This window comes from Devosia subaequoris (genome assembly GCF_014197055.1).
In the GTDB taxonomy this organism is placed as follows: Bacteria; Pseudomonadota; Alphaproteobacteria; order Rhizobiales; family Devosiaceae; genus Devosia; species Devosia subaequoris.
Genome location: NZ_JACIEW010000006.1, coordinates 73,503 through 95,073 on the forward strand (window position 1 = coordinate 73,503; position 21,571 = coordinate 95,073).

At 61.1% G+C, this 21,571-nt stretch carries 18 protein-coding genes; 5 read left to right on the plus strand and 13 right to left on the minus strand.

Annotated features, from left to right (window positions below):
* Positions 1–22: 22 nt before the first annotated feature.
* On the plus strand, positions 23–946 hold the full coding sequence (gene pcaQ / locus GGR20_RS12770; RefSeq protein ID WP_476699216.1) for a pca operon transcription factor PcaQ: 924 nt from the start codon (positions 23–25) through the stop codon (positions 944–946).
* Between the two features lie 15 nt (positions 947–961).
* Here pcaQ and GGR20_RS12775 read toward each other — a convergent pair whose 3' ends face one another.
* Positions 962–1,834 (minus strand): helix-turn-helix domain-containing protein, encoded by an 873-nt coding sequence (locus GGR20_RS12775; RefSeq protein WP_246349590.1) that lies wholly within the window; start codon positions 1,832–1,834, stop codon positions 962–964.
* Positions 1,835–1,884: 50 nt separating this feature from the next.
* On the opposite strand from GGR20_RS12775, the gene pobA reads away from it, so the two are divergent.
* Entirely contained in the window at positions 1,885–3,042 is a 1,158-nt protein-coding gene (pobA, locus tag GGR20_RS12780; protein WP_183311747.1) for a 4-hydroxybenzoate 3-monooxygenase, read from the plus strand.
* Positions 3,043–3,137: 95 nt separating this feature from the next.
* On the opposite strand, the gene GGR20_RS12785 is transcribed toward pobA, so the two are convergent.
* From GGR20_RS12785 to GGR20_RS12795, 3 genes are all read right to left on the minus strand, one after another.
* Positions 3,138–4,157 carry a TRAP transporter substrate-binding protein gene (locus GGR20_RS12785; protein WP_183311748.1) on the minus strand — a complete coding sequence of 340 codons (1,020 nt, stop codon included), beginning with the start codon at positions 4,155–4,157 and terminating at the stop codon, positions 3,138–3,140.
* 88 nt (positions 4,158–4,245) lie between these two features.
* Positions 4,246–5,568, minus strand: a complete 1,323-nt coding sequence (locus GGR20_RS12790; protein ID WP_183311749.1) for a TRAP transporter large permease — start codon at positions 5,566–5,568, stop codon at positions 4,246–4,248.
* Positions 5,565–6,053 (minus strand): TRAP transporter small permease, encoded by a 489-nt coding sequence (locus GGR20_RS12795; protein WP_183311750.1) that lies wholly within the window; start codon positions 6,051–6,053, stop codon positions 5,565–5,567. The genes GGR20_RS12790 and GGR20_RS12795 overlap by 4 nt, the downstream gene beginning before the upstream one ends.
* 320 nt (positions 6,054–6,373) lie before the next feature.
* On the opposite strand from GGR20_RS12795, the gene GGR20_RS12800 reads away from it, so the two are divergent.
* Complete coding sequence (locus GGR20_RS12800) at positions 6,374–6,844, plus strand: MarR family winged helix-turn-helix transcriptional regulator (RefSeq protein ID WP_183311751.1); 471 nt, start codon at positions 6,374–6,376, stop codon at positions 6,842–6,844.
* Positions 6,845–6,869: 25 nt separating this feature from the next.
* Here GGR20_RS12800 and GGR20_RS12805 read toward each other — a convergent pair whose 3' ends face one another.
* From GGR20_RS12805 to GGR20_RS12845, 9 genes are all read right to left on the minus strand, one after another.
* Positions 6,870–7,640, minus strand: a complete 771-nt coding sequence (locus GGR20_RS12805) for a crotonase/enoyl-CoA hydratase family protein (RefSeq protein ID WP_183311752.1) — start codon at positions 7,638–7,640, stop codon at positions 6,870–6,872.
* A gap of 20 nt (positions 7,641–7,660) precedes the next feature.
* Entirely contained in the window at positions 7,661–8,080 is a 420-nt protein-coding gene (locus tag GGR20_RS12810) for an acyl-CoA thioesterase (RefSeq protein ID WP_183311753.1), read from the minus strand.
* 8 nt (positions 8,081–8,088) lie between these two features.
* Positions 8,089–8,850 carry an SDR family NAD(P)-dependent oxidoreductase gene (locus GGR20_RS12815; RefSeq protein ID WP_183311754.1) on the minus strand — a complete coding sequence of 254 codons (762 nt, stop codon included), beginning with the start codon at positions 8,848–8,850 and terminating at the stop codon, positions 8,089–8,091.
* Positions 8,850–10,091, minus strand: a complete 1,242-nt coding sequence (locus tag GGR20_RS12820) for a thiolase family protein (protein ID WP_183311755.1) — start codon at positions 10,089–10,091, stop codon at positions 8,850–8,852. Before GGR20_RS12820 ends, GGR20_RS12815 begins: the two co-directional genes overlap by 1 nt.
* A 3-nt stretch (positions 10,092–10,094) precedes the next feature.
* On the minus strand, positions 10,095–11,954 hold the full coding sequence (locus tag GGR20_RS12825) for a feruloyl-CoA synthase (protein WP_183311756.1): 1,860 nt from the start codon (positions 11,952–11,954) through the stop codon (positions 10,095–10,097).
* Between the two features lie 283 nt (positions 11,955–12,237).
* Positions 12,238–13,572, minus strand: coding sequence for an HlyD family type I secretion periplasmic adaptor subunit (locus GGR20_RS12830; RefSeq protein WP_183311757.1), 1,335 nt, complete (start codon positions 13,570–13,572; stop codon positions 12,238–12,240).
* A gap of 3 nt (positions 13,573–13,575) precedes the next feature.
* Positions 13,576–16,059, minus strand: coding sequence for a type I secretion system permease/ATPase (locus GGR20_RS12835; protein ID WP_246349591.1), 2,484 nt, complete (start codon positions 16,057–16,059; stop codon positions 13,576–13,578).
* A 20-nt stretch (positions 16,060–16,079) separates the two neighbouring features.
* The gene (locus GGR20_RS12840) at positions 16,080–18,089 is read right to left on the minus strand and encodes a hypothetical protein (protein ID WP_183311758.1); all 2,010 of its coding nucleotides are present in this window, start codon (positions 18,087–18,089) and stop codon (positions 16,080–16,082) included.
* A 111-nt stretch (positions 18,090–18,200) separates the two neighbouring features.
* Positions 18,201–19,598 (minus strand): midas domain-containing protein, encoded by a 1,398-nt coding sequence (locus GGR20_RS12845; protein ID WP_183311759.1) that lies wholly within the window; start codon positions 19,596–19,598, stop codon positions 18,201–18,203.
* Between the two features lie 545 nt (positions 19,599–20,143).
* On the opposite strand from GGR20_RS12845, the gene GGR20_RS19115 reads away from it, so the two are divergent.
* Together GGR20_RS19115 and GGR20_RS12855 are read left to right on the plus strand one after the other, a co-directional pair.
* The gene (locus tag GGR20_RS19115; RefSeq protein WP_183311760.1) at positions 20,144–21,025 is read left to right on the plus strand and encodes a LuxR C-terminal-related transcriptional regulator; all 882 of its coding nucleotides are present in this window, start codon (positions 20,144–20,146) and stop codon (positions 21,023–21,025) included.
* A gap of 5 nt (positions 21,026–21,030) precedes the next feature.
* A complete protein-coding gene (locus tag GGR20_RS12855; protein WP_183311761.1) occupies positions 21,031–21,513 on the plus strand; it encodes a hypothetical protein in 483 nt (160 codons plus the stop codon).
* The last annotated feature ends 58 nt before the right edge of the window (positions 21,514–21,571 follow it).

Consider the following 21,571-nt stretch of genomic DNA (forward strand, 5'->3'; position numbering starts at 1 on the left):
CGGAAATACAATGTCGCCGCGCATTATCGACCCTCGCATTCGTCTTCGGCATATCGCCTGCTTTCTAGAGGTGGCGCGGTTGCGCTCCATGGCCGGCGCGGCCGAGGCGCTCAATATCAGCCAACCCGCCGCCACCAAGACGATCCAGGAACTCGAAGCCCTGCTGGGCGGGCAATTGTTTGATCGCAGCCGGCGGCGACTGGCCCTGACGGCCTTTGGCGAAGTGTTTTTCCGCTATGCTTCGACCAGCATCGCCGCCTTGCGCCAGGGGATCGACGCGGCGCGCGGGACGCATGACACCGCCATGGTGCGGGTGGGCGCGCTGCCTACCGTCTCGGCACGCATGCTGCCCGATGCCGTGCGCGGCTTTACCGAAGACAATGGCGGGGTGACCACCCGCATCATCACCGGCCCCAATGGCTATCTGCTCTCGCTGTTGCGCACCGGCGATGTCGATCTGGTCATCGGCCGCATGGCCGAACCCAATGCCATGGTGGGCCTCAGCTTCGAGCATCTCTATTCCGAGCGCGTGGTGCTGGCAGTGCGGCCCGGCCACCCTGTTCTTAGCGCACCCGAGTTCAATCTCCGGCTGATCGAGAATTACCAGACATTGATGCCGACCCCGGATTCAGTGATCCGTCCGGTGGTGGAACGCATCCTGCTGGCCCATGGAGTGACGCAGTTGCGCGACGAGATCGAGACCGTGTCCAATGCCTTTGGCCGGTCTTATGTGCGCCAGACCGAGGCCATCTGGATCATTTCCGAGGGGGTGGTGGCCGACGATGTCGCCGAGGGGCGGCTGGCGCTGCTGCCGGTCGATACCAGGGAGACGCTGGGACCGGTGGGCTTTACCACGCGCACCGACACCCCGACATCACTGTCCACGACCAGTCTGATGCAGTCGGTGCGGGAGGTTGCCGAGCGGCTGCGGAAAGACGGGCACTAAGCGAGGACTGCGCGTCTAGCGGCGCCGCATCTGTTCGCGCAGGACCGCTGGCGGCACGCCGAACATGCGGGCCATGAAACGGGAAAAATAGGCCGGGTCGTCATAGCCCAGTTCTGCCCCGATCTGCTTGATCGTCAGGGTCGAGAACAGCAATTGCCGTCGCGCTTCGAGCGCAATGCGCTGTTCGATGACGTCAAGAGCCGAGCGGCCGAGACGCTGCCGACACAGACGATTGAGATGGGTGTGGCTGATGCCCACCGCGGCCGCATAGTCGGCCACGCGGCGCGAATGGCGGTATTGCTGTTCGACGAGGTCACGAAACCGCGCCACCAGATGCGCGGCCCGGCCATTTTCCTGGGACGGCATAGCGGCGACATCGGCGCGCCGCAAGGCGACCAGCAAGAGCATGAGATGGGCGCGCATTGCCACGTCATGGCCGGTCCCGGGCCGGTCCGCCTCGGCGGTCAAACGGCCCAGCGCCATGGCGATATCCCGGCAATTGCGATGGATCACCATGGCCTGCGGGCGCGGCACGCCGAGCCCGACGATGTCGCGCTCGATCAGGGTGACCACCGTGCCGCGCACATCGGCGCTGAACGCATAGCCGTGCACGGTTCCCGCGGTTACCACCGCAATGCTTTCGGGCAGCAACAGATGATCGTCGCCGTCCAGCGTCATCTCGGCCCGGCCGGCCGTGAGATAAAGCACCTGGAAGAACTGGTCGTGCCGGTGTGGCGCAATACGATAATCGTGCAGGCGGCTACGGGCCTGGATGGTTTCCCAGTGCAACCAGTCCTGCCGAGCCTCCCCCTCGGTTTCACCATAGAGCGCATAGGTCGGGATCGAATTCATGTTCAGATAGTGCAAGAGATTGCGTGCTCTGTCCATTCACGACGACCTCATGCAGGCGCATCATGGCGGCAAAAATGGAGGAGCGAATGCGTACCCAAGTCGCCATTATCGGCGCCGGCCCGGCCGGCCTCATGCTGGGCCGCCTGCTGGACCTTGCCGGCATCGCCAATGTCATCATCGAACGCAAGAGCGCCGAGTATGTGCTCGGACGCATCCGCGCCGGCGTTTTGGAGCAAGGCTCAGTCGATCTGATGGAGCGGGCTCAGGTGGCCAGCCGGCTCAGGGCGGAGGGCCTTGTTCATCACGGCACCGACCTCTCCTTCGATGGTGACCGGCTGCGGATCGACTTCACGAAACTGGTTGGCAAGCACGTCACTGTTTATGGTCAGACCGAGGTCACGCGCGACCTAATGGAGGCCCGGGAGGGCAATACCATCTATGAGGCGGCCAATGTCGCGATCCATGACTTCGACGGCAGCCCCTCGGTCAGCTGGGAGCAGGACGGCGTCACCCAGCGGCTCGACTGCGACTACATTGCCGGATGCGATGGCTATCACGGCGTCAGCCGAGCCAGCGTGCCACAAGAGGCGCTGACCACGTTCGAGCGCACCTACCCCTTTGGCTGGCTGGGCATTCTGGTCGACAAGCCGCCGGTGGCCCATGAGCTGATCTATGCCCATCACGAGCGCGGCTTTGCGCTGTGCTCGCAGCGCTCGAATGTCCGCAGCCGGTACTATGTGCAGGTGCCGAACGACGAAAAGGTCGAGAACTGGAGCGATGAGCGGTTCTGGGACGAGTTGCGCCGTCGCCTCAATCCGCAAACGGCCGAGGCGCTGCAGACGGGCCCGTCGATCGAGAAATCCATCGCGCCGCTAAGGAGCTTCGTGGCCGAACCGCTGCGCTTCGGCAAGCTGTTCCTGGCCGGCGATGCCGCCCATATCGTGCCGCCGACGGGCGCCAAGGGGCTCAATCTGGCGATGAGCGATGTGGCCATGCTGGCCGATGCGATGATCGAGCTTTATGCCGAGAAGTCTGCGGCGGGGATCGACAATTATTCGCAGCGGGCGTTGGCGCGTATCTGGAAGGCGGAGCGCTTCAGCTGGTGGATGACGAGCCTGCTACACACCTTCCCCGAAACCGGTCGGTTCGGGCGCCGCATCCAGCGTGCCGAGTTCGACTATCTCCGCGGTTCGGTTGCCGCCCAGCAGGTGCTGGCCGAGAACTATGTCGGATTGCCAAGCTAGCAGCCGCACGCCCCTCTGCTGCACAAGGCTACCGCAAAAAGAAGAGGCCCGGTCAGTTTCCCGACCGGGCCTCTTCTTTTGCCTGAACCGGCCGATTACATCTCGGCAGCAACGGCGGCACGGGCCGCATCGAGCAGAGACTGACCGTCAATGCCCTGGCCATCCATGTCGGCAAGCCACCGATCGACAACCGGCCCGGCCGCTTCGATCCAGCGGGCGGTTTCGGCTTCATCGAGTTGCACGACATTATTGCCGGCATTGACGGCAATCGAGAGGCCCGTGGCGTCGCCATTATCCATAACGCGGCCGAACATGCGCGAGGTCTCGAGGCCGGAATTGGCGTCAATCACAGCCTTCAGATCGTCGGGCAGGTTGTTGTAGCTGTCCATGTTCATCACGAAGCCGAAGGTCTGGGTATAAAGACCGTACTGGCTGGTGAAGCCGGTATGGTTCTCCACCAGTTCGGCGACGCGCAGGGACGGCGTCACTTCCCAGGGAATGGTCGTGGCGTCGATCACGCCCTTGGACAGCGCCTCGGTCACCTGTGGCACGGGCATGCCGATCGGCTCGGCGCCGAGTTCAGCCAGCATGTCGGAAATGATGCGCGAACCGCCACGCACCTTCATGCCATTGAGATCTTCCAGGCTGGTGACCGGGTCCTTGGAGTGGAACAGACCGGGGCCATGGGTGTGAAGCGCAATGACATGCACACCGGCGAACTCATCAGCCGAGTTTTCCTGCACATAGTTGTAGAAGGCAGCCGAACCCACTTCCCCGTTGGGAATCATGAAGGGCAGTTCGAACACTTCGGACTTGGGGAAGCGGCCGGGCGTATAGCCGAGCACGGTCCAGATGATGTCGACAACGCCGTCCTTGGCCTGGTCGAACAGTTCCGGGGGAGCGCCACCCAGCTGCATGGCCGGGTAGAGCTCGAACTTGATGCGGCCGTCGGATTCATCGGAAACCTTGGCGGCCCAGGGCTCGATGGCCTGGGCCGGGATGGTTGCCTGTGCCGGCAGCATCTGGTGAATGCGCAGGGTGACTTCCTGGGCAAAGGCGGTGGTGGACATGGCGAGCGCAGCCAGCGCCCCCACTACCAGGCTCTTGGTCTTCATTGGGTATCCCTCCCTCGTCATGGCCATGTCTGGCCGGGTCATTGTCCCGGCCCGGCTCCAGCGGAACCAGGCCGGAACAGGTTCTTACCTAATAGAGCATCCAGACCAGCCACAGGGTGATGGGCGGGAAGGCTACCAGGATTGCGGTGCGGACCATGTCGCTGGCCACGAAGGGCAACACGCCGCGATAGGTGTCGGACAGGCGCGTTTCGGGCGCCATGGAATTGATAATGAACAGGTTCATCCCCACGGGCGGCGTGATCAGGCCGACTTCGACCACGATCAGCACGATGATGCCGAACCAGATGCCGAACTCGTCAGGCGTCAGGCCGAAATCGAGCACGGACATCATCGGGAAGATGATCGGCACGGTCAGCAGGATCATGGAGAGCGAGTCCATGACGCATCCCATGACGAGATAGAAGATCAGCACCAGGATCATCACGATCCAGGGATTGAAACCCTGCTCGCCAACCCAGGTCGCCAGGACCTGAGGCACCTGGGACAGCGCCAGGAAACTGTTGAGAGCCGCGGCGCCGAGCACGATCAGGAAGATCATGGCAGTGGCGCTGGCGGTGGCGAGGCACGCCTGCATGATCGATTTTCGATCCAGGCTGCGGGCCGCCAGGGCGATCAGGAAGGTACCGGCCGCGCCCACCGCAGCCGCCTCGGTCGGGGTGAAGATGCCGGCATAGATGCCGCCGATCACAGCCACGAACACCACCAGCACCGGCCAGGTCTTGGCCAGCTCGCGGAACCGATGGCCATAGGGCAAGCGCTCGCGCACGCCACCGGATCCGGGCACCATGCGCACATAGATCATAATGACGACGATGTAGCCGATGGCGGCCAGGATTCCTGGCACGAAGGCGCCCATGAAGAGCTTGGCGATGTTCTGCTCGGTCAGAACCGCGAAGATCACCAGAATGATCGAGGGTGGGATGAGAATGCCAAGCGTGCCGCCGGCGGCCACGGCACCGGTGGAAAGCGCACCGGAATAGCCATATTTCTTCAGCTCGGGCAGGGCCACCTGCCCCATGGTGGCGGCGGTGGCCAGCGAAGAGCCGCAAATGGCCCCGAAGCCGGCGCTGGCGCCAATGGCAGCCATGGCCACCCCGCCTTTCCTGTGGCCGAGCCAGGCGGCGGCTGCATTGAACAGGCCTGAGGACAAGCCGCCCAGCGTGGCGAACTGGCCCATCAGCAGAAACAGCGGCACCACAGAGAGCGAATAAGAGGCAAATGTGGAATAGGTCAGGTTCTTGAACTGGGCCGAGACAGGATTGAAGCTGCCGGTGATCAACCAACTGCCGAACACGCCCACACCCAGCATGGCCAGGCCGATCGGCACGCGCAGAAAGATCAGGACCAGAACGAGCGGCAGTCCGAGAAAGCCGAGCATCAAGGGGGTCATATTTCGGCTCCCGCCTGCTTGGGTTCGGCTTCACCCTTGAGGGCATAGCTGAGCGAGCGGCCCAGCACATAGACAGCCACCACCGCCATGACCACCGCGCCGACAAAGGCCACTGCATAGGCCCAGCTCAGCGGGAAGCGCAGCAACAGGGTGGTCTCACGATAGGCAAACTTGTCCATCATGCCGTAGTAGAGGCGCCAGGCGATGAACCAGGATGCGGCGAGCATCATGATGTCGGTGACGACCAGGATCCAGCTATTGACGCGCAGGCCGAGACTGTCGGTGACCAACGCAACCACAGCGTGGCTTCGGGTGAGATGGGCCCAGGGCATGAAAGCAAAGATCGCAAAGCCCATGCCGATGGAGACCAGCTCATAATCGCCAGTGATCGGCTTGAGACCAACGAACAGCAGGGCACGACCGATGATGCTAACCACAATCATGCCGACCATGGCCAGCAAGACCAGCCCACCGACGATCGCCATCCACCTGGCCAAACCTACTATAAACCGCCCCAACAGGGACTCGTCTCTAAACACGCAGGTCTCCCCCCATACATCACACCGGTTTTAGGGCGTCGGGCGCGGTCAAGTAAAATGACAATTGCCCGCCGTCCCATAACAGCCAGATTATACATTTTTGCGATTATAGCGATTAAACACCGTCACAATCGGCCTGATCGATAACCAATTAGGTGAAACTGTCCGCCGACCCGATTCATGGGGCAGAGTTTTCCCATGCATTCACGCGCGATGTTCGCATGTCCGCTTGCCTTCCTGATCGGCCTCGCTAGGGTCATCTGGCAATGGTCCAACGAAGAACTCCTCCTCCTGAGCCCTCCGAGGGCGATACGGCGCTGCAGACGGATGCGACAACCTCGATTGTCGGTTACCGGCTGCGCCGCGCCCAGCTCAGTGTGTTCCAGAAATTTCTTGCCGTCTTCGATGAATTGAAACTGCGGCCTGCGGAATACTCGGTGCTCGTGCTGATCGGCGATAATCCTGGCCGCAAGCAAACCGAAATCGCCGAGGTGCTTGGCATCAAACGCGCCAATTTTGTCACGCTGGTGCACGGGCTGGAAGAGCGCGGACTGGTCGAGCGCGTCCCTTCGATGGAAGACAAGCGCGCCAATGCGCTGCATCTGACTGCGGAGGGTAAGGCTTTCCTGACCCAGGCCCAGGCCCGACACGCCCAGCTCGAGGACGAAACCGTTGCTCAACTGGGTGGCCCGGCAGCGCGGGCGCAATTGCTGGCACTGCTGGATCGGCTGATCTGACGTCCACCCGGCGCCCGCAACGCCCTCAGCCAAAGTTGGGTGGCCGCTTTTCCAGAAACGCCTTCAGCCCCTCCTCGGCATCCGGCCCAGTCTGGCTGAGGGCCGCCGTCAGGCTTTCAGCATAAAGGCCCGCTTCGGGCGGCATCGCGGCGATCTGCGCGATGGCCTGGATAATAAAACCGTTGATGGTCGGGGAGTTTTTTGCGATCCGTCCTGCCAGTTCGAAGGCCTTTTCCAGCCCCTGCCCTTCGGGCACCAGATGATGTGCCAGACCCAACCGCTCACCCTCGACGCCGGAATAGGTACGGCCAGTCAACATCATCTCGGTCAGGCGATCCGGCCCGATCAACCGGGAGATGCGCACCGAGCCGCCACCGCCCACGAAGATGCCGCGCATGCCTTCGGGCATCTGAAACCGCACGGTCTCCTCGGCGACGCGCACATGACAGGCGGCCGCAAACTCAAGTCCACCGCCCATGACAGCGCCGCTCATGGCGGCGACGACCGGTACGGTCGAGTGGGCGATGCGGGCCATGACGCGATGCCAGTTGCGCGAATGGGCCATGACATCGAGCGGTTCACGGGCAACATGCTGGGAGAGATCGAGGCCCGAGGAAAAATGTCCGCCAGCACCGGAAATCACGATTGCCCGGGTTTGCTCAGGTATGTTGGCAAAAAAGGCATCGAGCGCGGCGACGAGATCGTCGTTGAGCGCGTTGCGCTTTTCCGGGCGGTTGAGCATAAGGTGGCTGACCTTGTCCTTTTGCTCGAGGGTCAGCACCTGGTCCTTGGTCATCGATGTGTCCTTCACGGTACTCATTTTGTCTGGCTCAACAAGCTGCGCACGTCTTCGGGCAGGGGCGCCGAGCGGATACCGCCATCCTCGCCGCGCACCACCCAAACGCGCTTTTCGTGGGCCTCGATGGCGAGGTCGCCATCTCTGAACACGCTATGTTTCACCGCGAAGCTGGAGCGGCCCAAACCGGTGATTTCGCTTCTGATCTCGATCACATCGCCAAAGCTGGATGGGCGGATGAAGCGCGCGCCGGTATCGACCATGGGGATGCCGGCAATACCGAAATGATCGAGCCAGTTGCGCTTGTGCATGGCAAAGGCCGCCGAGAGCATGGCCGCGGTGGCATTATCGAAAAAGCGGAAATAATTGGGGTAATAGACGATACCGGCCGGGTCGCAATCGCCGAACTGGATTTCGACCCTGGTGATGTTGGAAAACATGGCAGTTCCTATTTCGCCTGCATGCGCAGTGCGCCGTCGAGCCGCACCACTTCGCCATTGAGGTAATCATTGCCCACCATGGCCATGACCAGATCGGCAAACTCGCTGGGCTTGCCAAGGCGCGGCGGATTGGGAATGGCCGCGGCCAGACCGTCCTGGGTCTCGGGTGGGAGGCCTTCGAGCAGTGGCGTGAGGAACAGGCCCGGCGCGATGGCGAGGACACGGATGCCAAAGCGGGCAAATTCGCGCGCCGCCGGCAAAGTCAGTGAAACGATACCGCCCTTGGAGGCGGCATAGGCCGCCTGACCGATCTGGCCTTCATAGGCGGCGACCGAGGCGGTGGAGATGACCACGCCGCGCTGACCATTTTCGTCCGGCTCGGCCAGCGACATGGCATGGGCGCAGAGCCGCATCATGTTGAAGCTGCCGACCAGATTGACATTGATGACGCGGGAAAAGGCGTCGAGCGGCATCGGTCCATCACGACCGACGATGCGGGCCGCCGTACCGATGCCAGCGCAATTGACCAGCACCGAGGGCGTGCCGAGCGCGCCAATGGCAGCATTGACAGCTGCTTCGGCGCTGGCGGCGTCCGATACATCCACGGCAAAGAATTGCCCGCCAAGGTCGTCGGCAATCGCCCGACCCTTGTCCGCATCGCGGTCGAAAATGCCGACAATTGCTCCGGAAGACGCCAAGGCTCGCGCGGTCGCGGCGCCAAGGCCGGAGGCGCCGCCCGTAACGAAGGCTTTTCTGCCCGAAACGTCCATCACGCGGCCTCCGGATTCTCGATAAGGAGCGCAATGCCCTGCCCGCCGCCAATACAGGCCGAGGCAATGCCGTAGCGGGAATTGGAGCGCTTGAGCTCAAGCGCCAGGGTCAGCCCGAGGCGAATGCCGGTGACGCCCAGCGGGTGTCCAATGGCAATGGCGCCGCCATTGACGTTGAGCTTGTCTTCATCGAGTCCCAGTTCATCGACACAGGCCAGGATCTGGGCGCCGAAGGCTTCATTGATTTCCACCCGGTCGATCTGGTCGAGCGTCATGCCCGCCACTTCGAGAACGGCGCGAATGGCCGGGGCGGGGCCGATGCCCATGATCTGGGGCGGCACGCCGACAGCAGCGCTGGCGAGAATGCGGGCCAGCGGCGTGTGACCATTGGCTTTTGCATAGGCACCCGAGGCCACCAGCACGGCGCCGGCCCCATCGACAATGGCAGAGGAATTGCCGCCGGTCTGCACGCCGCCGAATGCGGGACGCAGCCTGGACAACACTTCGTAGGGCGAGGGACGAATATGGGAGTCGGTGTCGACGCTCTCCACTCCGCGCGGCAGCTTGATGCCGCGCTTGTCGAGCGTCTCGATTTCGAAGACCTCGCTGGTCACCGCCACGATTTCCTCGGCCAGAATGCCGGCGTCGCGCGCGACAATTGCCCGGTTGAAGCTGCGCTCGGCAAAGCGGTCCACCCGTTCGCGGGGGATATTATACTGCTTGGCAAGATTTTCGGCCGTGTCGCCCATATTGACGCAACCGGCAGGATCGTAGAGCGCTTCCCAGAGGAAGTCCTTGAACTCCACCTGCCCCATGGCAAAGCCATTGCGGTGGGTATAGGCGGCGATGGGATTGCGGCTCATGCTTTCGCAGCCCGCACCCAGCGCCAGATCGACACGGCCCAGAGACACCGAGTCAGCAGCCTGGGCGATGACCTCGATACCCGTGCCGCAGATGCGCTGCACCAGATGGGCCGGAGCCTCGATGGGCGCACCGGCATAAAGTCCGATATGGCGCGGGGTGACATAGGCGTCGAACGAGGCCTGGGCCATCGAACCGGCAATGGTATGGCCGATATCGGCGGCTTTCACACCGGTCTTCTCGATGGCGGCGCGCGCCGCCTTGATGCCCAGATCAATCGGGGAAATCGCGCTGAGGGCACCGCGATAATCGACAAAAGGGGTGCGGGCGCCACCGAGCAGGTAGGCGTCGTCGAAAGTGAGGCGAAGGCCTTTGCTCATATCTCAGGCGCCTTTCCGGGAAAGCACGAAAATGTCGGGGCCGGGCGTGTCGGCATAAAGGGTTTCGACCAGCGCGGCGCGATGGGTGCGCACGGCCCGCTGATTGATCGAGCCCTTGTCTGTCACCTCGCCCTTATCGATGTCAGGCGCATCTGCCATCAGCAGGGCCCGCGCAACATGGTTGGAGCTGCCGGTAGATTGCCGGGCCAGGGCCGCCAGGCTATCGGCAAATTTCTCCCGCACCGCAGGATGCGCGAGAATGACCGGCGCTTCGGCCTCAGCCGGCAGACCGGCATGGCGCGCACAGGCGGCCAGATCGGGGAAGATCATGGCGCCGATGAAATTGCGGTCGAGCCCGGTGACCACCACGTCGCGGATCAATGGCGCGCAGGCAGCAATGACGGCGCCACGCACGGCGGCGAAGTTGACCCAGGTGCCGGTCGAAAGCTTGAAATCCTCGGTGACGCGCCCGTCGAACACAAAGCCCCTGGTGAGATCCTCGCGATCAGCGAAGCGTACGGCGTCGCCGATCTTGTAGAAACCTTCTTCGTCGAAAGCTTCGGCGGTCTTTGCTTCGTCTCGCCAGTAGCCTGGGGTGACGTTGGGGCCTTTGAGGCGCAGCTCGGTCTTGTCGCCATTGGGCACCAGCTTGATGGTCATGCCCGCGGCCGGCAAGCCGATATGGCCGGCCTGTTCCACGGCCCAGGTGGTGGTGAAAGCAAAGGGCGCCGTTTCGGTCGATCCATAGCCGGTGATAATCATCACCCGCTCGCCGGTTTCGGCGCGGGCGGCGCGATCCAGCCCGTCAAAGACGTGCTGGCTGAGCCCGGCGCCGGCATATTGCAGCAGCTTCAAGCGCGCAAAGAGGTTGCGCCGCGCTTCGGGGTGCTCATCGAATGCCGCGACCAGGAATTCATAGGCCTTGGGCACATTGGTGAACAGGGTCGGCTGAACAGTCTTCAAATTTTCCAGCGTGCGACCAAAGCGCGCCGGGGTCGGTTGGCCATCATCGATATAAAAGGTGCCGCCATTATAGATGGCGATGCCGGTATTGTGGCTGCCGCCGGCAACGTGGTTCCAGGGCATCCAATCGAGCAAGACCGGCGGCTCGTCCTGTACAAAGGCGAGCGCCTGGCGGATCATTTGCTGGTTGCAGGCCATCATGCGGTTGGTGGTGATGACGCCCTTGGGCAGGCCGGTGGAGCCGGAGGTGAACAGAACCTTGGCCACCGTATCGGGCGTGATGGCGTCATGCGCCTGCTGCACGGCCGGCGTGACCGGGGTTTGCAGCAGTTCGTCAAACACGCTGACGGCACGGCCGCTGATGGGATTTGAGCGCACGATCAGCGGCACATCGGCACCGAACACGGCGTCGATGGCGGGGGCGAATTTTTCGCCATCGCTGGCATAGATCATGCCGGGGGTGAGGAGCCCCGCAATGTGACGCAGCTTGCCGAAATCGGTGGAGATCAGCGAGTAGGCCGGCGAGATGGGCGCATAGGGAATGCCAACCCAGATGGCCGCCATGCCGAGCAGGAAATGCTCGATCTCATTGCCCGAAATGATCATCAATGGACGTTCAGGAGACAGACCCGCGTCGAGCAGGGCCTGGGCGAGCGGCGGAATGCGCTCCAGCACCTGGGCGAAGCTCAGCTTGCGCCAGCCTTCACCCTGCCGGTCGGCGATCAGAATGGCATCTGGCGTGCGGGCAGCCCAGTCCTCGAGCGCATCAACGATGGCGCGCGGATAGGGGCCGAGTTCCTCAACCGAGCGAATGATGCTTGTGCCATCGGCGCGACGCTCTTCACGCGCAGCCATATTGCCCAGCCGCACGGGGCGGATTGGGGTCGTCCTATATTCCATGAGCATTCTCCTCACGGATATTGTTATGACTCATAACTATTGTTTTGGCAAGGGACCAAGTGCCGATCCTAGCCCAAAGTCAGCCCTGCAGAGGTGCCCCGACCGCCGGGAGCCGTCTCGCATGTGTCGAGGGGAGCGCCGCCAGCCGCGCCGCCTCCTCGGGTAGCTCGACATCGATTAGTAGCCCATCGGGCACGGCGATGCGCAGGGACCAGCGGCGTTATGTCAAGATCGGCGCGCGATGAAGACCTCTCAGCCGTCGCCCTCAACTCGCCAGTTTGAGCTATTGCTCGTGGAAGGCACGCGCCATGGAGTCGGTCACCGGCTTGATCAGATAGTCAAGAAAGGTCCGCTCGCGCGTCCGCACCAGCACTTCTGCCGGCATGCCCGGGGTGGGCGAAAAGCCGGGAACGCGTCCGAGCTGGTCAGGTGAAATGGTTATGCGCGCCAGATAGACGTCCCGCTGGGTGCCCTCGACCCCGGCGATGGTATCGGCGGAAATATATTGCACCTTGCCTTCGAGCACAGGCGTGGTGCGCTGATTGAGAGCCGTCAGCCGGATGTTGGCCGCCTGACCCTCCTTGACCTCATCGATCTGCATGCGCGGGACCTGGACCTCGACAATCAGAGGAACGCCCGCCGGCAGGATCTCGAAGATCGGCAGACCGCTTTCCACCACACCGCCAGTGGTGTGGTAGTACATGCGCACTATGGTGCCAGCGACCGGGGAAGAAATGGTCGTGCGGTTGAGGATGTTCTGCGCCTGCAGGGTCTGTTCGCGTAGCGCCTCGAGTTCGGCTTCCACTGTCTGCATCTCATCGAGCGCGGCTTGACGGACCGCGTCGCGCGCCTGAACGATCTCACCGGTGTATTTCTCGATCTGGGTATAGGTCTCCTGCACTTCGGACTCGAGCCGCGAGATATCACCCTCGGCATCGAGCACTGACCGCTCGACGGCGCGCACGGAGGATTGTGCCACCACGCCCTTTCCGAACAGTTCCAGCATCGCCAGATGGTCCTCGCGCAGCAGCGCCAATTGATTTTGCATGGATTCGATCTGCGCCTGGCGACCGCTGATGCGGAAGCGCAGAGCCGCCAGGTTCTGCTCGATCAGTTGCAGTTCGTTGTTGAGCTTTTCGCGCCCGGCGATGAAATTGGTGCGCTGGCCTTCAACCACCGCGGCAATGTCGGGATTGCCCATATGATCCTGGACGGACTCGGGGGGCACGTATTCGTCCAGTTCCAGGGCTTCGGCATTGAGCCGGGCGCGAATGGCCTCGAGCCGGATGACACGCAATTGCAATTGCTTGGATGTCGCGTTCGCCGAGGTCTCGTCGAGCAGCAGCAAGCTTTGCCCGGCAATCACCTTGTCGCCTTCGCGCACCAGCAAGTCCTTGATGATGCCGCCTTCAAGGTGCTGGACGATCTTGTTTTCGCCAGTCGCGACAAAGCTGCCCTGAGCGATGACCGCGGCCGAGAGTGGCGCGGTTGCCGACCATGTTCCGAAGCCGCCAAAGGCCAGCACCACCAGCAATGCACCGATCCAGACCGGTGCGCGGATCGAGCGCGGCACACCGCTATACCATTCCAGGTTCTGTAATTCCCCTACGGCCGACATGGTCTAGTTCTCCCCCGAGGGCTTGGTCTCGTTGATAGCCGTGGGACTGTTCCCGGACTTGCCGGTCAGGGCCGCCATGACCTCGGACCGCGTGCCGAACATGGAGACCGAGCCATTGTTGAGCACCAGTATCTTGTCCACCACATTGAGCAGGGCCGGCCGCTGGGTGATGGTCACGACGGTAATCTTCTGCTTGCGGGCATGTTCGAGCGCCTTGGCCAGCGCGGTCTCGCCCTGCGAGTCCAGGTTGGAATTCGGCTCGTCCAGCACCACCAGCTTGGGATTGCCAAAAAAGGCACGTGCCAGCGCGACGCGCTGCTTCTGCCCACCCGACAATGGTGCACCATCGCCGGCGACGAAGGTTTCGTAGCCCTGCGACAGGCCCGCGATCAGCTCATGCACATCGGCCAGGACGGCAGCATCGAAAATGTCCTTGTCGCTGACATCCTCGCGCATGCGGGCGATATTGGCCTTGATGGTGCCCGGGAAGAGTTGCACGTCCTGCGGGAGATAGCCGATGCTTTCGCCGAACTGACGCTGGTCCCAATTGCGCAGATCCATCAGATCAAGCCGCACCGAACCGGAGGTGGGCAAGATTGAGCCGACCAGCATCTTGCCCAGTGTCGTCTTGCCGGCGCCCGAATTGCCGATCACAGCCAGCGACTCGCCGGGCTGCAAGGAGAAGGAAATGCCGTTGAGCAACACCTTCTTGTTGGGTGGCGGCACGAAGAGCAGGCGCTCGACATCGAGCCGCCCTTTTGGCTCGGGCAGCAGCAGGCGTTCGAAATTGAACGGGCTGGAGTGGAGCAGCCCCTTGATGCGCCCGAACGAGGCGCGGAACTGGGAAAAGCCGTTCCAGCCTTCGATCGTGCCTTCGATAGGGGTAAGGGCGCGGGCGGCGATGATCGAGCCGGCGATGACCATGCCACCGGTAATTTCGCCCTGGATAGCCAAAAAGGCACCCCAGCCGAGCATGGCCACCTGGGTGAGCAGTCGCACGCCCTTGGAAATACTCGACATGATGATGTTGCGATCCTGGGCGCGCACCTGCGCCTGTAGCGAGGCTGCTGTGTCGCGCCCCCAGATGCGCACCACCTCGGGAATCATCGCCAGCGCGTTGATGATCTGGGAATTGCGCGACATGGAATCGAGATGCAGGGCGGCACGGCTCAACAGATTATTGGCGTCGGTGAAAGGACGCGCGGTCATGCGCTGGTTGATCATGGCGATGATCAGCAGGCAGATCGATGCACCCACCACAATCAGGCCGAGCTGAGGGTGGATCAGAAATACCGCCAGCACGAAGAGCGGCGCCATGGGAGCATCGAGGAAGGACAGCAGGGTTCCAGAAACGATAAAGCTGCGCAGTTGCTGGAGATCGCCCAGGACCTGATAGTCGCGCCCATTGCTGTGCAATGAGGCGCGTGCCGCAGCGCTGAGAATGGGAGACCCCAGCTGCACGGCAATCTCGACGGCGGTGCGCATGAGGATAAAGCGGCGGACCGCATCGAGAATGGCTTGGAGCACCACGGCGCCAACCACGGCGGCGGTCAGCATGACCAGCGTGTCCATCGAGCGGCTGGTCAGCACGCGGTCAGAGATCTGAAACAGGTAGATCGGAATGGCCAGCACCAGAATATTGATGAAGACCGTAAAGCCCATGACGATGCCGAGATTGGTCCGCACCACGGCCATGCCATTGGCCAGGCTCTGGGTGAAATTGGGCTGGGCGGCGCGTTTGTGAAAGCCCGCGCCGCCGCCGCCCCTGCCCCCTCCATTCCCCGAACCGTTCGAGCCCTTGCCGCCGCCATCGCCAGAGGAGGTCTTGCTGGTCGATTTGAGTGGCCCGCGGTCACCCTCCACGATGGGTGGAATGCGGGTTTCAGGCTTGTCCGGGTCCGGGGTTCGGAAGTCGCGTTGTGGCCATTCCGCACGGGCCTGGTCTGCCTGCGCGGGCTGTGGTTCATCCTGCAGCGGCGCGGATTCGGGGCTGGGCGCGGTCTGGCGCGCCTCACGCGCGGGCGCTGGTTCTGGAGCCGCCTGTCGCGCCTGTGGGGTAGGTTCGTTAACAGGCTCCGCCCTCGCCTCGGCCTGCGCCGGTGCCTGCGGAGCGGAACTGGCCGTGGGTTCAGATTTCGCTTCCGCCTGCTTCGGCGCCGGCGGCACATTGGCGTTCTGGATGGGCCGCTCCGAGCTCCCGGCAGGCGCAGTCTGGCGCTCCTCGGGCCGGGGGCGCAGGACAGAACGTGGTGGTGGGGCGTTCTTCAAGCCCCTGGCGGATGGCGATTCCACCGCGCGTTGCGCAGTATTGTCTTCACCGGCCTGGGATGGCGGCGCATGGCCGCGGGCCAGTTCATCGAGCTCGGCGGCCGCCAGGTGGATATCATCCATGATTTGATCCATCCGATCGGACCGGACCTTGTTGGCGTGGCGTAGTTGACGGCCCAGCGCCTGTTGGTCGGTGCGGCTCAGGTGCTCAAAAGTCATGTGCTCTATCCGGAACTGAATTACGCGAGGACGGATTGCATGAGGTCGACCGGAGCCGCGTCATGGGTCGTGTCGCCAAGGGCGGAATAGTCGGGGTTGTCGGCGAGCGTTTCGGTGTGATCGAGGAAGGCAACGACTTCGCTCACCAGAGCATCGTCGTCCTCACCATCATCGCCCTGGGCCTGAAGAATATTGGCCTGGATCAGGATGGAGTCGGAGTAGTGGTTGCCGCCCACTTCGATGCTGTCACCAAAGGTGTCGAAGTCTTTTATGGCAGCGACATTGACCAGGGCATTGGAGCCGGTGTCGATGTTCCACTCGGTGACGGGCTGCCCATCGAGGAAGGCCTTTTTCTGCAGGGCGACAAAGTCGCCGTCTCCGAGAATATTGGTCTGCTCGACATAGCGCAGATCGTAGATGCTACCCGAGACGTAGAGTACGCGCGGAATGGCGATACCCTCGAACTCCTCGGCAGAGTAGAAGCTGGCCGGCATCGATTTGTTGCCACCGGCAAGGCCGTCCATGGCGTCCTTGTAGTGATCGGAGATGCCGGACTTTATCTCGGTAGCTCCGACATTATGGATGACGGCCTGGTTCCAGAGCAGGTTGCCGCTGGTGTTGAGCTCTCCGGAAGCGGGATAGTCCCCATCTTCGCCAGCACCAAGCATGGTGACGGTGTCATTGTCGTACAGGATATTGTTCTGCACGATGACATTGGCATCAAACACATTGCCGCCGACCAGTATGAGATCGAACAGCAATCCGATATCGGCGAAGTTCACGCCGTTGAAGGCAATGTTCTCGCCGCTGGTAACAACGGCATCGCTGCCTGAGGCGGTCAGAACGCCCATATCCTCATCGGACATGAAGGTAAGCTGCTTCATCCATTCGAGGAAGATGACGTCGCCCGAAACACAGGTGACCTGCCAGTTCTGCGGCATCACGCCCGGATTGGCCTCGGCATTGTCGCCGGCGGCATCGAATGTCTCCTGCACGAAGCTGGCGACATTGACCGCCTTGGTCCCCCCGCCTGCCTTGAGGGACAGAGGCAGGTCATCGTTAACATGATCGATATCACTGAAGGCGTTGGTCTGGACGATGGCGTCGAGCTGGTGGAAATTTCCACCGACGACGAAGTGCGTCCCGACCAGGCCACCATTGAGCACGGTGGCTTCATTGACCAGGAAGTTGCCGCCGCTGTTATAGGTGACAGAGCCTTGCGAATTGTCGTGCTCCAGCTGGAGCTGCGCCTCGTGCTCGCCGGTGACTTCGATGGCGTTGGGCGTGGTCGCATCCGCAACTTGTTCCTGCAGATGCTCTGGCAGCGCATCGGCGAGATCGGGCACTTCCGCTTCACTCTTGCCGTTGACGTAGGTGCCGGTTAGAAACTCGACCTGTTCGTACTGGGCGTCGGGGTTAGATTGCTGCGCTTTGGCGGTCGCGTTCACAGCGTCCATGACCAAGGGCACATCGTCATAGCTCGAAATGCCTGGGCCGTTGCCGATGGGGCCGAGCACCTCATTGCTCGCAGCCTGCAAGCCAAGCAGACCGGTGTCGGCGCCTGAGCGGAATGTCAGTGGCTCATCCAGCGTGCCCATGATGAAAACGTCATCATCGGAAAGGTGAATGGTTTGGGAGATCACCGCGATGACCGAGCCAGGCTCGATGCCGATCAGCGGGATCACAAGGTCGCCCGGACCTGCAGGCCATTGCGACAACGGCGAGTGCAGTTCAGACGCGGTGAAATCAGGGGTATTGGCAAGACCGATCTCGGCCGGGCCAAACATCGCCTCACCACGGATCAGGTATTCGGGGGGAGCGTAGAACACGCCTGGCGTATATTTGCCGAGGGCATAAGCCTGAAGCACATCAACGGAAACCTGCTGCATTTCCGGGGCTTCTGGCGCTGGTTCGGCATCATGTTCCGCAAGAGCAAGCTCAAGCCGGACCTTCATGTCCTCGGCGGCAATCTGGAAGTAGCCAAGGAAGTGGACAACAATTTCTGAAAATGGATCGCTTGGAAAAAACACGGGACACCTCCTACTCGCCAATTCGTTTCCCAGCGGACTGGCGGAAGTAAGATGATCTGCGCGGTGGGGGCGCTACCGCGCAGATCTTTGCAAGCGTTGGGGGCGCTCGCTTTATGCGTCGTCGTTGCCGGCGTCGTTGTACATGGAGTTATTGCCACCCACCACGGTCGCGTCGACCGCGTTCTGCTGCAGGTTGGCACCAAGCACGACTTCCATGTTGAAGGCGCTGCCGTACACATATGCGCTGGCGTCCGCACCGGCGCTGGTCGAGGCATCGTCACCGCCGCTTGAACTCTGGGCGTTGCCAGAAGCGTCAGCGTGAGCTCCGAATGCCTGGGCATTGAACGAGCCGTTGGCGTTGTTCTGCACATTGCTGATGTTGTCGTTGTCGATGATGTCGGCCACCTGGCTGATCGCAAAGCCAGTGTCACCTCCGCCACCCGAGAAGGCGCCATTGAAGACGTTCTCGAAGTTGACGTCATCGCCCGGATCGAATTCGAGCGAGCCGCTATTGATGAACAGATTGTCCATCGTGGCGGTGCCGATATCGAGGTCGGCGAAGTCATCATCGGAATTGTGCGACCCATCATCGTCGGAGCTGTTGAAGGCGTCCGTGATAGCGACATCGATGTCGGCATCAAGATGAGTGGAGGCGTCGTTGTTGGAGTTGTTCATCGAATTATTCGAGTTGTCGTTATTCGAATCATTCATGGACTTGTTGTTTCCAACATCCGTGTTGTTTCCGACATCAGTGTTGTTTCCGACATCCTGATTAGTCGTCGAGCTGTCGTTGTGGGAGTTGTTGGTCGACTTGTCGTTGGCCACGTCATCCACATCGACGTCCAGGGCAATGTCATTGTCCTGCGAGTTGTCGTTGTTGGAATCGTTCATTGAGTTGTTGTTTTGCGAATCAGCCATGGCGAAGTGCGTCGACTGATCGCGATTGTCGTTATTCGAATCCTTCGTAGAATTGTCGTTGTTGGAATCGTTGGTCGACTTGTTGTTGGCCACATCATCCACATCGACATCCAGAGCCACGTCATTGTCCTGGGAGTTGTCGTTATTCGAGTCGTTCATCGACTTATTGTTCGCAGTGTCAGATACGCTGACGTCGTTGTCTTGCGAATTGTCGTTGTTCGAATCGTTCATTGACTTGTTGTTAGCAACGTCGCTTACATCGTTGTCTTGGGAGTTGTCGTTGTTGGAGTCGTTGGTCGACTTGTTGTTGGCAACGTCATCCACATCGACATCGAGAGAGTTGTCGTCATTCGAACTGTTGTCGTTGTTGGAGTCGTTGGTCGACTTGTTATTCCCGTTGTCCTGCAACGTCGCGTTCAGGTCGTTATCCTGAGAATTGTCGTTGTTGGAGTTATTGGTCGACTTGTCGTTGCCGTTGTCCTGAATGGTGGCGTTCAGGTCGTTGTCCTGAGAATTGTCATTCTGTTGCGAATTGTCATTCTGCTGGGAATTGTCGGTGAACGCACCATTGTTTTGGAAGTTGTCAGCCATTGGTAATCTCCTCATTGATGGCTTGGCTGAGCGACCAACAACCCTCCTGTCATCTCAAGTGGAGGTATTTCGGAAGCTCATGCTTGATGGGTACAGGCGAGAAACTCGGACGCTTGGTGTGGCACGCAAAACCTGATCGACACCGTCTGGTCCAGAACTCAAATCACCCAATACGACGCGGCTTATGCTGCATCGCGGCTTCAAGTATTGCTGGGTGAGAGACGAAGTATAGTTGCCACTTCAGGCTAGCCCGAAGGGCCTAAGAGTAATCTTATCGACGTAAGACATGTGTCCGGTGCGCAAAGGAGCTAGATCGTTTTCAATCCCCGGTACGGGGGCGGATCACGCCGGAAACTCAATCGAACGGTTGATCTTTGCCGGTCCGAAGGGATTAGAGACCCACCTTTTGCGTTAGTCTTCCCGGGGATCGAATCACGTCAGAGTCACGCCCCCAGTGTTAACGTTTTGTCAACCTTGAGAGCGACGGTGTCAGGCACAGCTGTGGACAAAGCTTCGCAGTAATCGCCAGGGGAGGGAGTGGTAAAGTGCGTGAAAACCTCTATGACGGTCTGCCAAATCCGCGTCAGACCGAAGATCGTCCATTTAAGTCCGGCACACTTCGGCTCGTGTTTGTTGCCCCCCAACAAGCCATATACCAATGCCTTAGCAGTGCATTGCAGGATCACTTCCGCGATGCGGATGTTTTTCTAGTCGACCGGATCGACGATACAAGTGATCCAGATCATAGCGTTGGGCTGGTCCTGCTCGGCGCCGGGGCCCGGTTGATCGGCGTGGAATTCATCGAACAATGCAGTCGGCGCTTTCCCAATGCGGCCATTGCGGTTGCCACCGATAATGGCGTGCCGGTCGTGGACCCACAATTAACCGAGCGGCGGCTCATCCAGGGCATCCTGCCCACCTCCTTGCCGCTCGATGTCTGGTTCGCGCTGATGCGGCTGGTGATGGCGGGTGGTGAATATCTGCCGCACGGCGACAGCGCCCCAGCGGGCCATTTCGAGCCTCTCCATCGGAGCTCACGAGGCGCGCCGCTAACTTCGGCGAGCCCTGCCCCGCCCGGCGGGCAAAAACAGGCCGCCGAAATTCCCCTTCAGCAGAACCATCAGGTCAGCAACGGCGCGGAAAATGGACTGGATACGTTGACGGCACGGGAGCGGGAGATCCTCACCCTGGTGTCGGAAGGGTACCAGAACAAGCTGATAGCAAATCGGATGGCCCTGTCGGAGCACACTGTCAAAGCCCATGTGCATAATCTGATCGCCAAGCTTCGGGTGACCAACCGGACCCAGGCGGCAGCCTATCTGCACGAACACGGGCTCGATAAGAGCGCTCGTAGCACAGGGTCTCTCAGCAAAAGCAGTCTTCACGCAGGGGCCGGTGACCACTCTCCGGCCCCCGGCCTGGGGTGAACGATATGCCTAGTCTGGACAGGGTGCTCCAGCAGGTCGGTCAGTTGAACTATGTGTGGACCAATACGGAAAGCCTGTTCATTTATCTGATCGCCTATCTAGCCGGGACGTCCAAGGATGCCGCGGTCATTATCTTTCTGACGCTGAACACCACACGGGCGCGGCTGGACCTGCTCGACCGGCTGGCCAAGCTGCCGGCAACACCGCCAGAGACGCGGGTCGCAGTGCTAGGCCTGACCGAACGCCTCAAGAAAGAGGCCAAAGTCAGAAACAAGTACAATCATTGCATCTACTCATTCGATTCCAATGGCGAATTGAGCGGGACACAATTGATGCGCGTTGTCGAGTTTGACGATGCGCTGAAATACGGGAAGTCCGAAGCGCTTGACGATACTGAGTTCGAGCGGGTTCAGACTGCCATCCAGGCTATCACATCGGTCAATCGGGATCTGTGGGCGTTCTTTGCCGCCAGCGGTATCGAGCCATGAGTTCGCCAACAGCCTGAATGGAGTGAACAAATAATCGTGAGATTCGGCCAGGCTTAGA

Coding starts and splice junctions, on each gene's coding strand:
- GGR20_RS12820 (WP_183311755.1), bottom strand. CDS start 10,091: ATGAGCAAAGGCCTTCGCCTCACTTTCGACGACGCCTACCTGCTCGGT.
- GGR20_RS12805 (WP_183311752.1), bottom strand. CDS start 7,640: ATGACCAAGGACCAGGTGCTGACCCTCGAGCAAAAGGACAAGGTCAGC.
- GGR20_RS12790 (WP_183311749.1), bottom strand. CDS start 5,568: ATGACCCCCTTGATGCTCGGCTTTCTCGGACTGCCGCTCGTTCTGGTC.
- pobA (WP_183311747.1), top strand. CDS start 1,885: ATGCGTACCCAAGTCGCCATTATCGGCGCCGGCCCGGCCGGCCTCATG.
- GGR20_RS12810 (WP_183311753.1), bottom strand. CDS start 8,080: ATGTTTTCCAACATCACCAGGGTCGAAATCCAGTTCGGCGATTGCGAC.
- GGR20_RS12845 (WP_183311759.1), bottom strand. CDS start 19,598: ATGGCTGACAACTTCCAAAACAATGGTGCGTTCACCGACAATTCCCAG.
- GGR20_RS12825 (WP_183311756.1), bottom strand. CDS start 11,954: ATGGAATATAGGACGACCCCAATCCGCCCCGTGCGGCTGGGCAATATG.
- GGR20_RS12835 (WP_246349591.1), bottom strand. CDS start 16,059: ATGACTTTTGAGCACCTGAGCCGCACCGACCAACAGGCGCTGGGCCGT.
- GGR20_RS12800 (WP_183311751.1), top strand. CDS start 6,374: ATGGTCCAACGAAGAACTCCTCCTCCTGAGCCCTCCGAGGGCGATACG.
- GGR20_RS12785 (WP_183311748.1), bottom strand. CDS start 4,157: ATGAAGACCAAGAGCCTGGTAGTGGGGGCGCTGGCTGCGCTCGCCATG.
- GGR20_RS12775 (WP_246349590.1), bottom strand. CDS start 1,834: ATGGACAGAGCACGCAATCTCTTGCACTATCTGAACATGAATTCGATC.
- GGR20_RS12795 (WP_183311750.1), bottom strand. CDS start 6,053: ATGGCGATCGTCGGTGGGCTGGTCTTGCTGGCCATGGTCGGCATGATT.
- GGR20_RS12815 (WP_183311754.1), bottom strand. CDS start 8,850: ATGGACGTTTCGGGCAGAAAAGCCTTCGTTACGGGCGGCGCCTCCGGC.
- GGR20_RS12855 (WP_183311761.1), top strand. CDS start 21,031: ATGCCTAGTCTGGACAGGGTGCTCCAGCAGGTCGGTCAGTTGAACTAT.
- GGR20_RS12830 (WP_183311757.1), bottom strand. CDS start 13,572: ATGTCGGCCGTAGGGGAATTACAGAACCTGGAATGGTATAGCGGTGTG.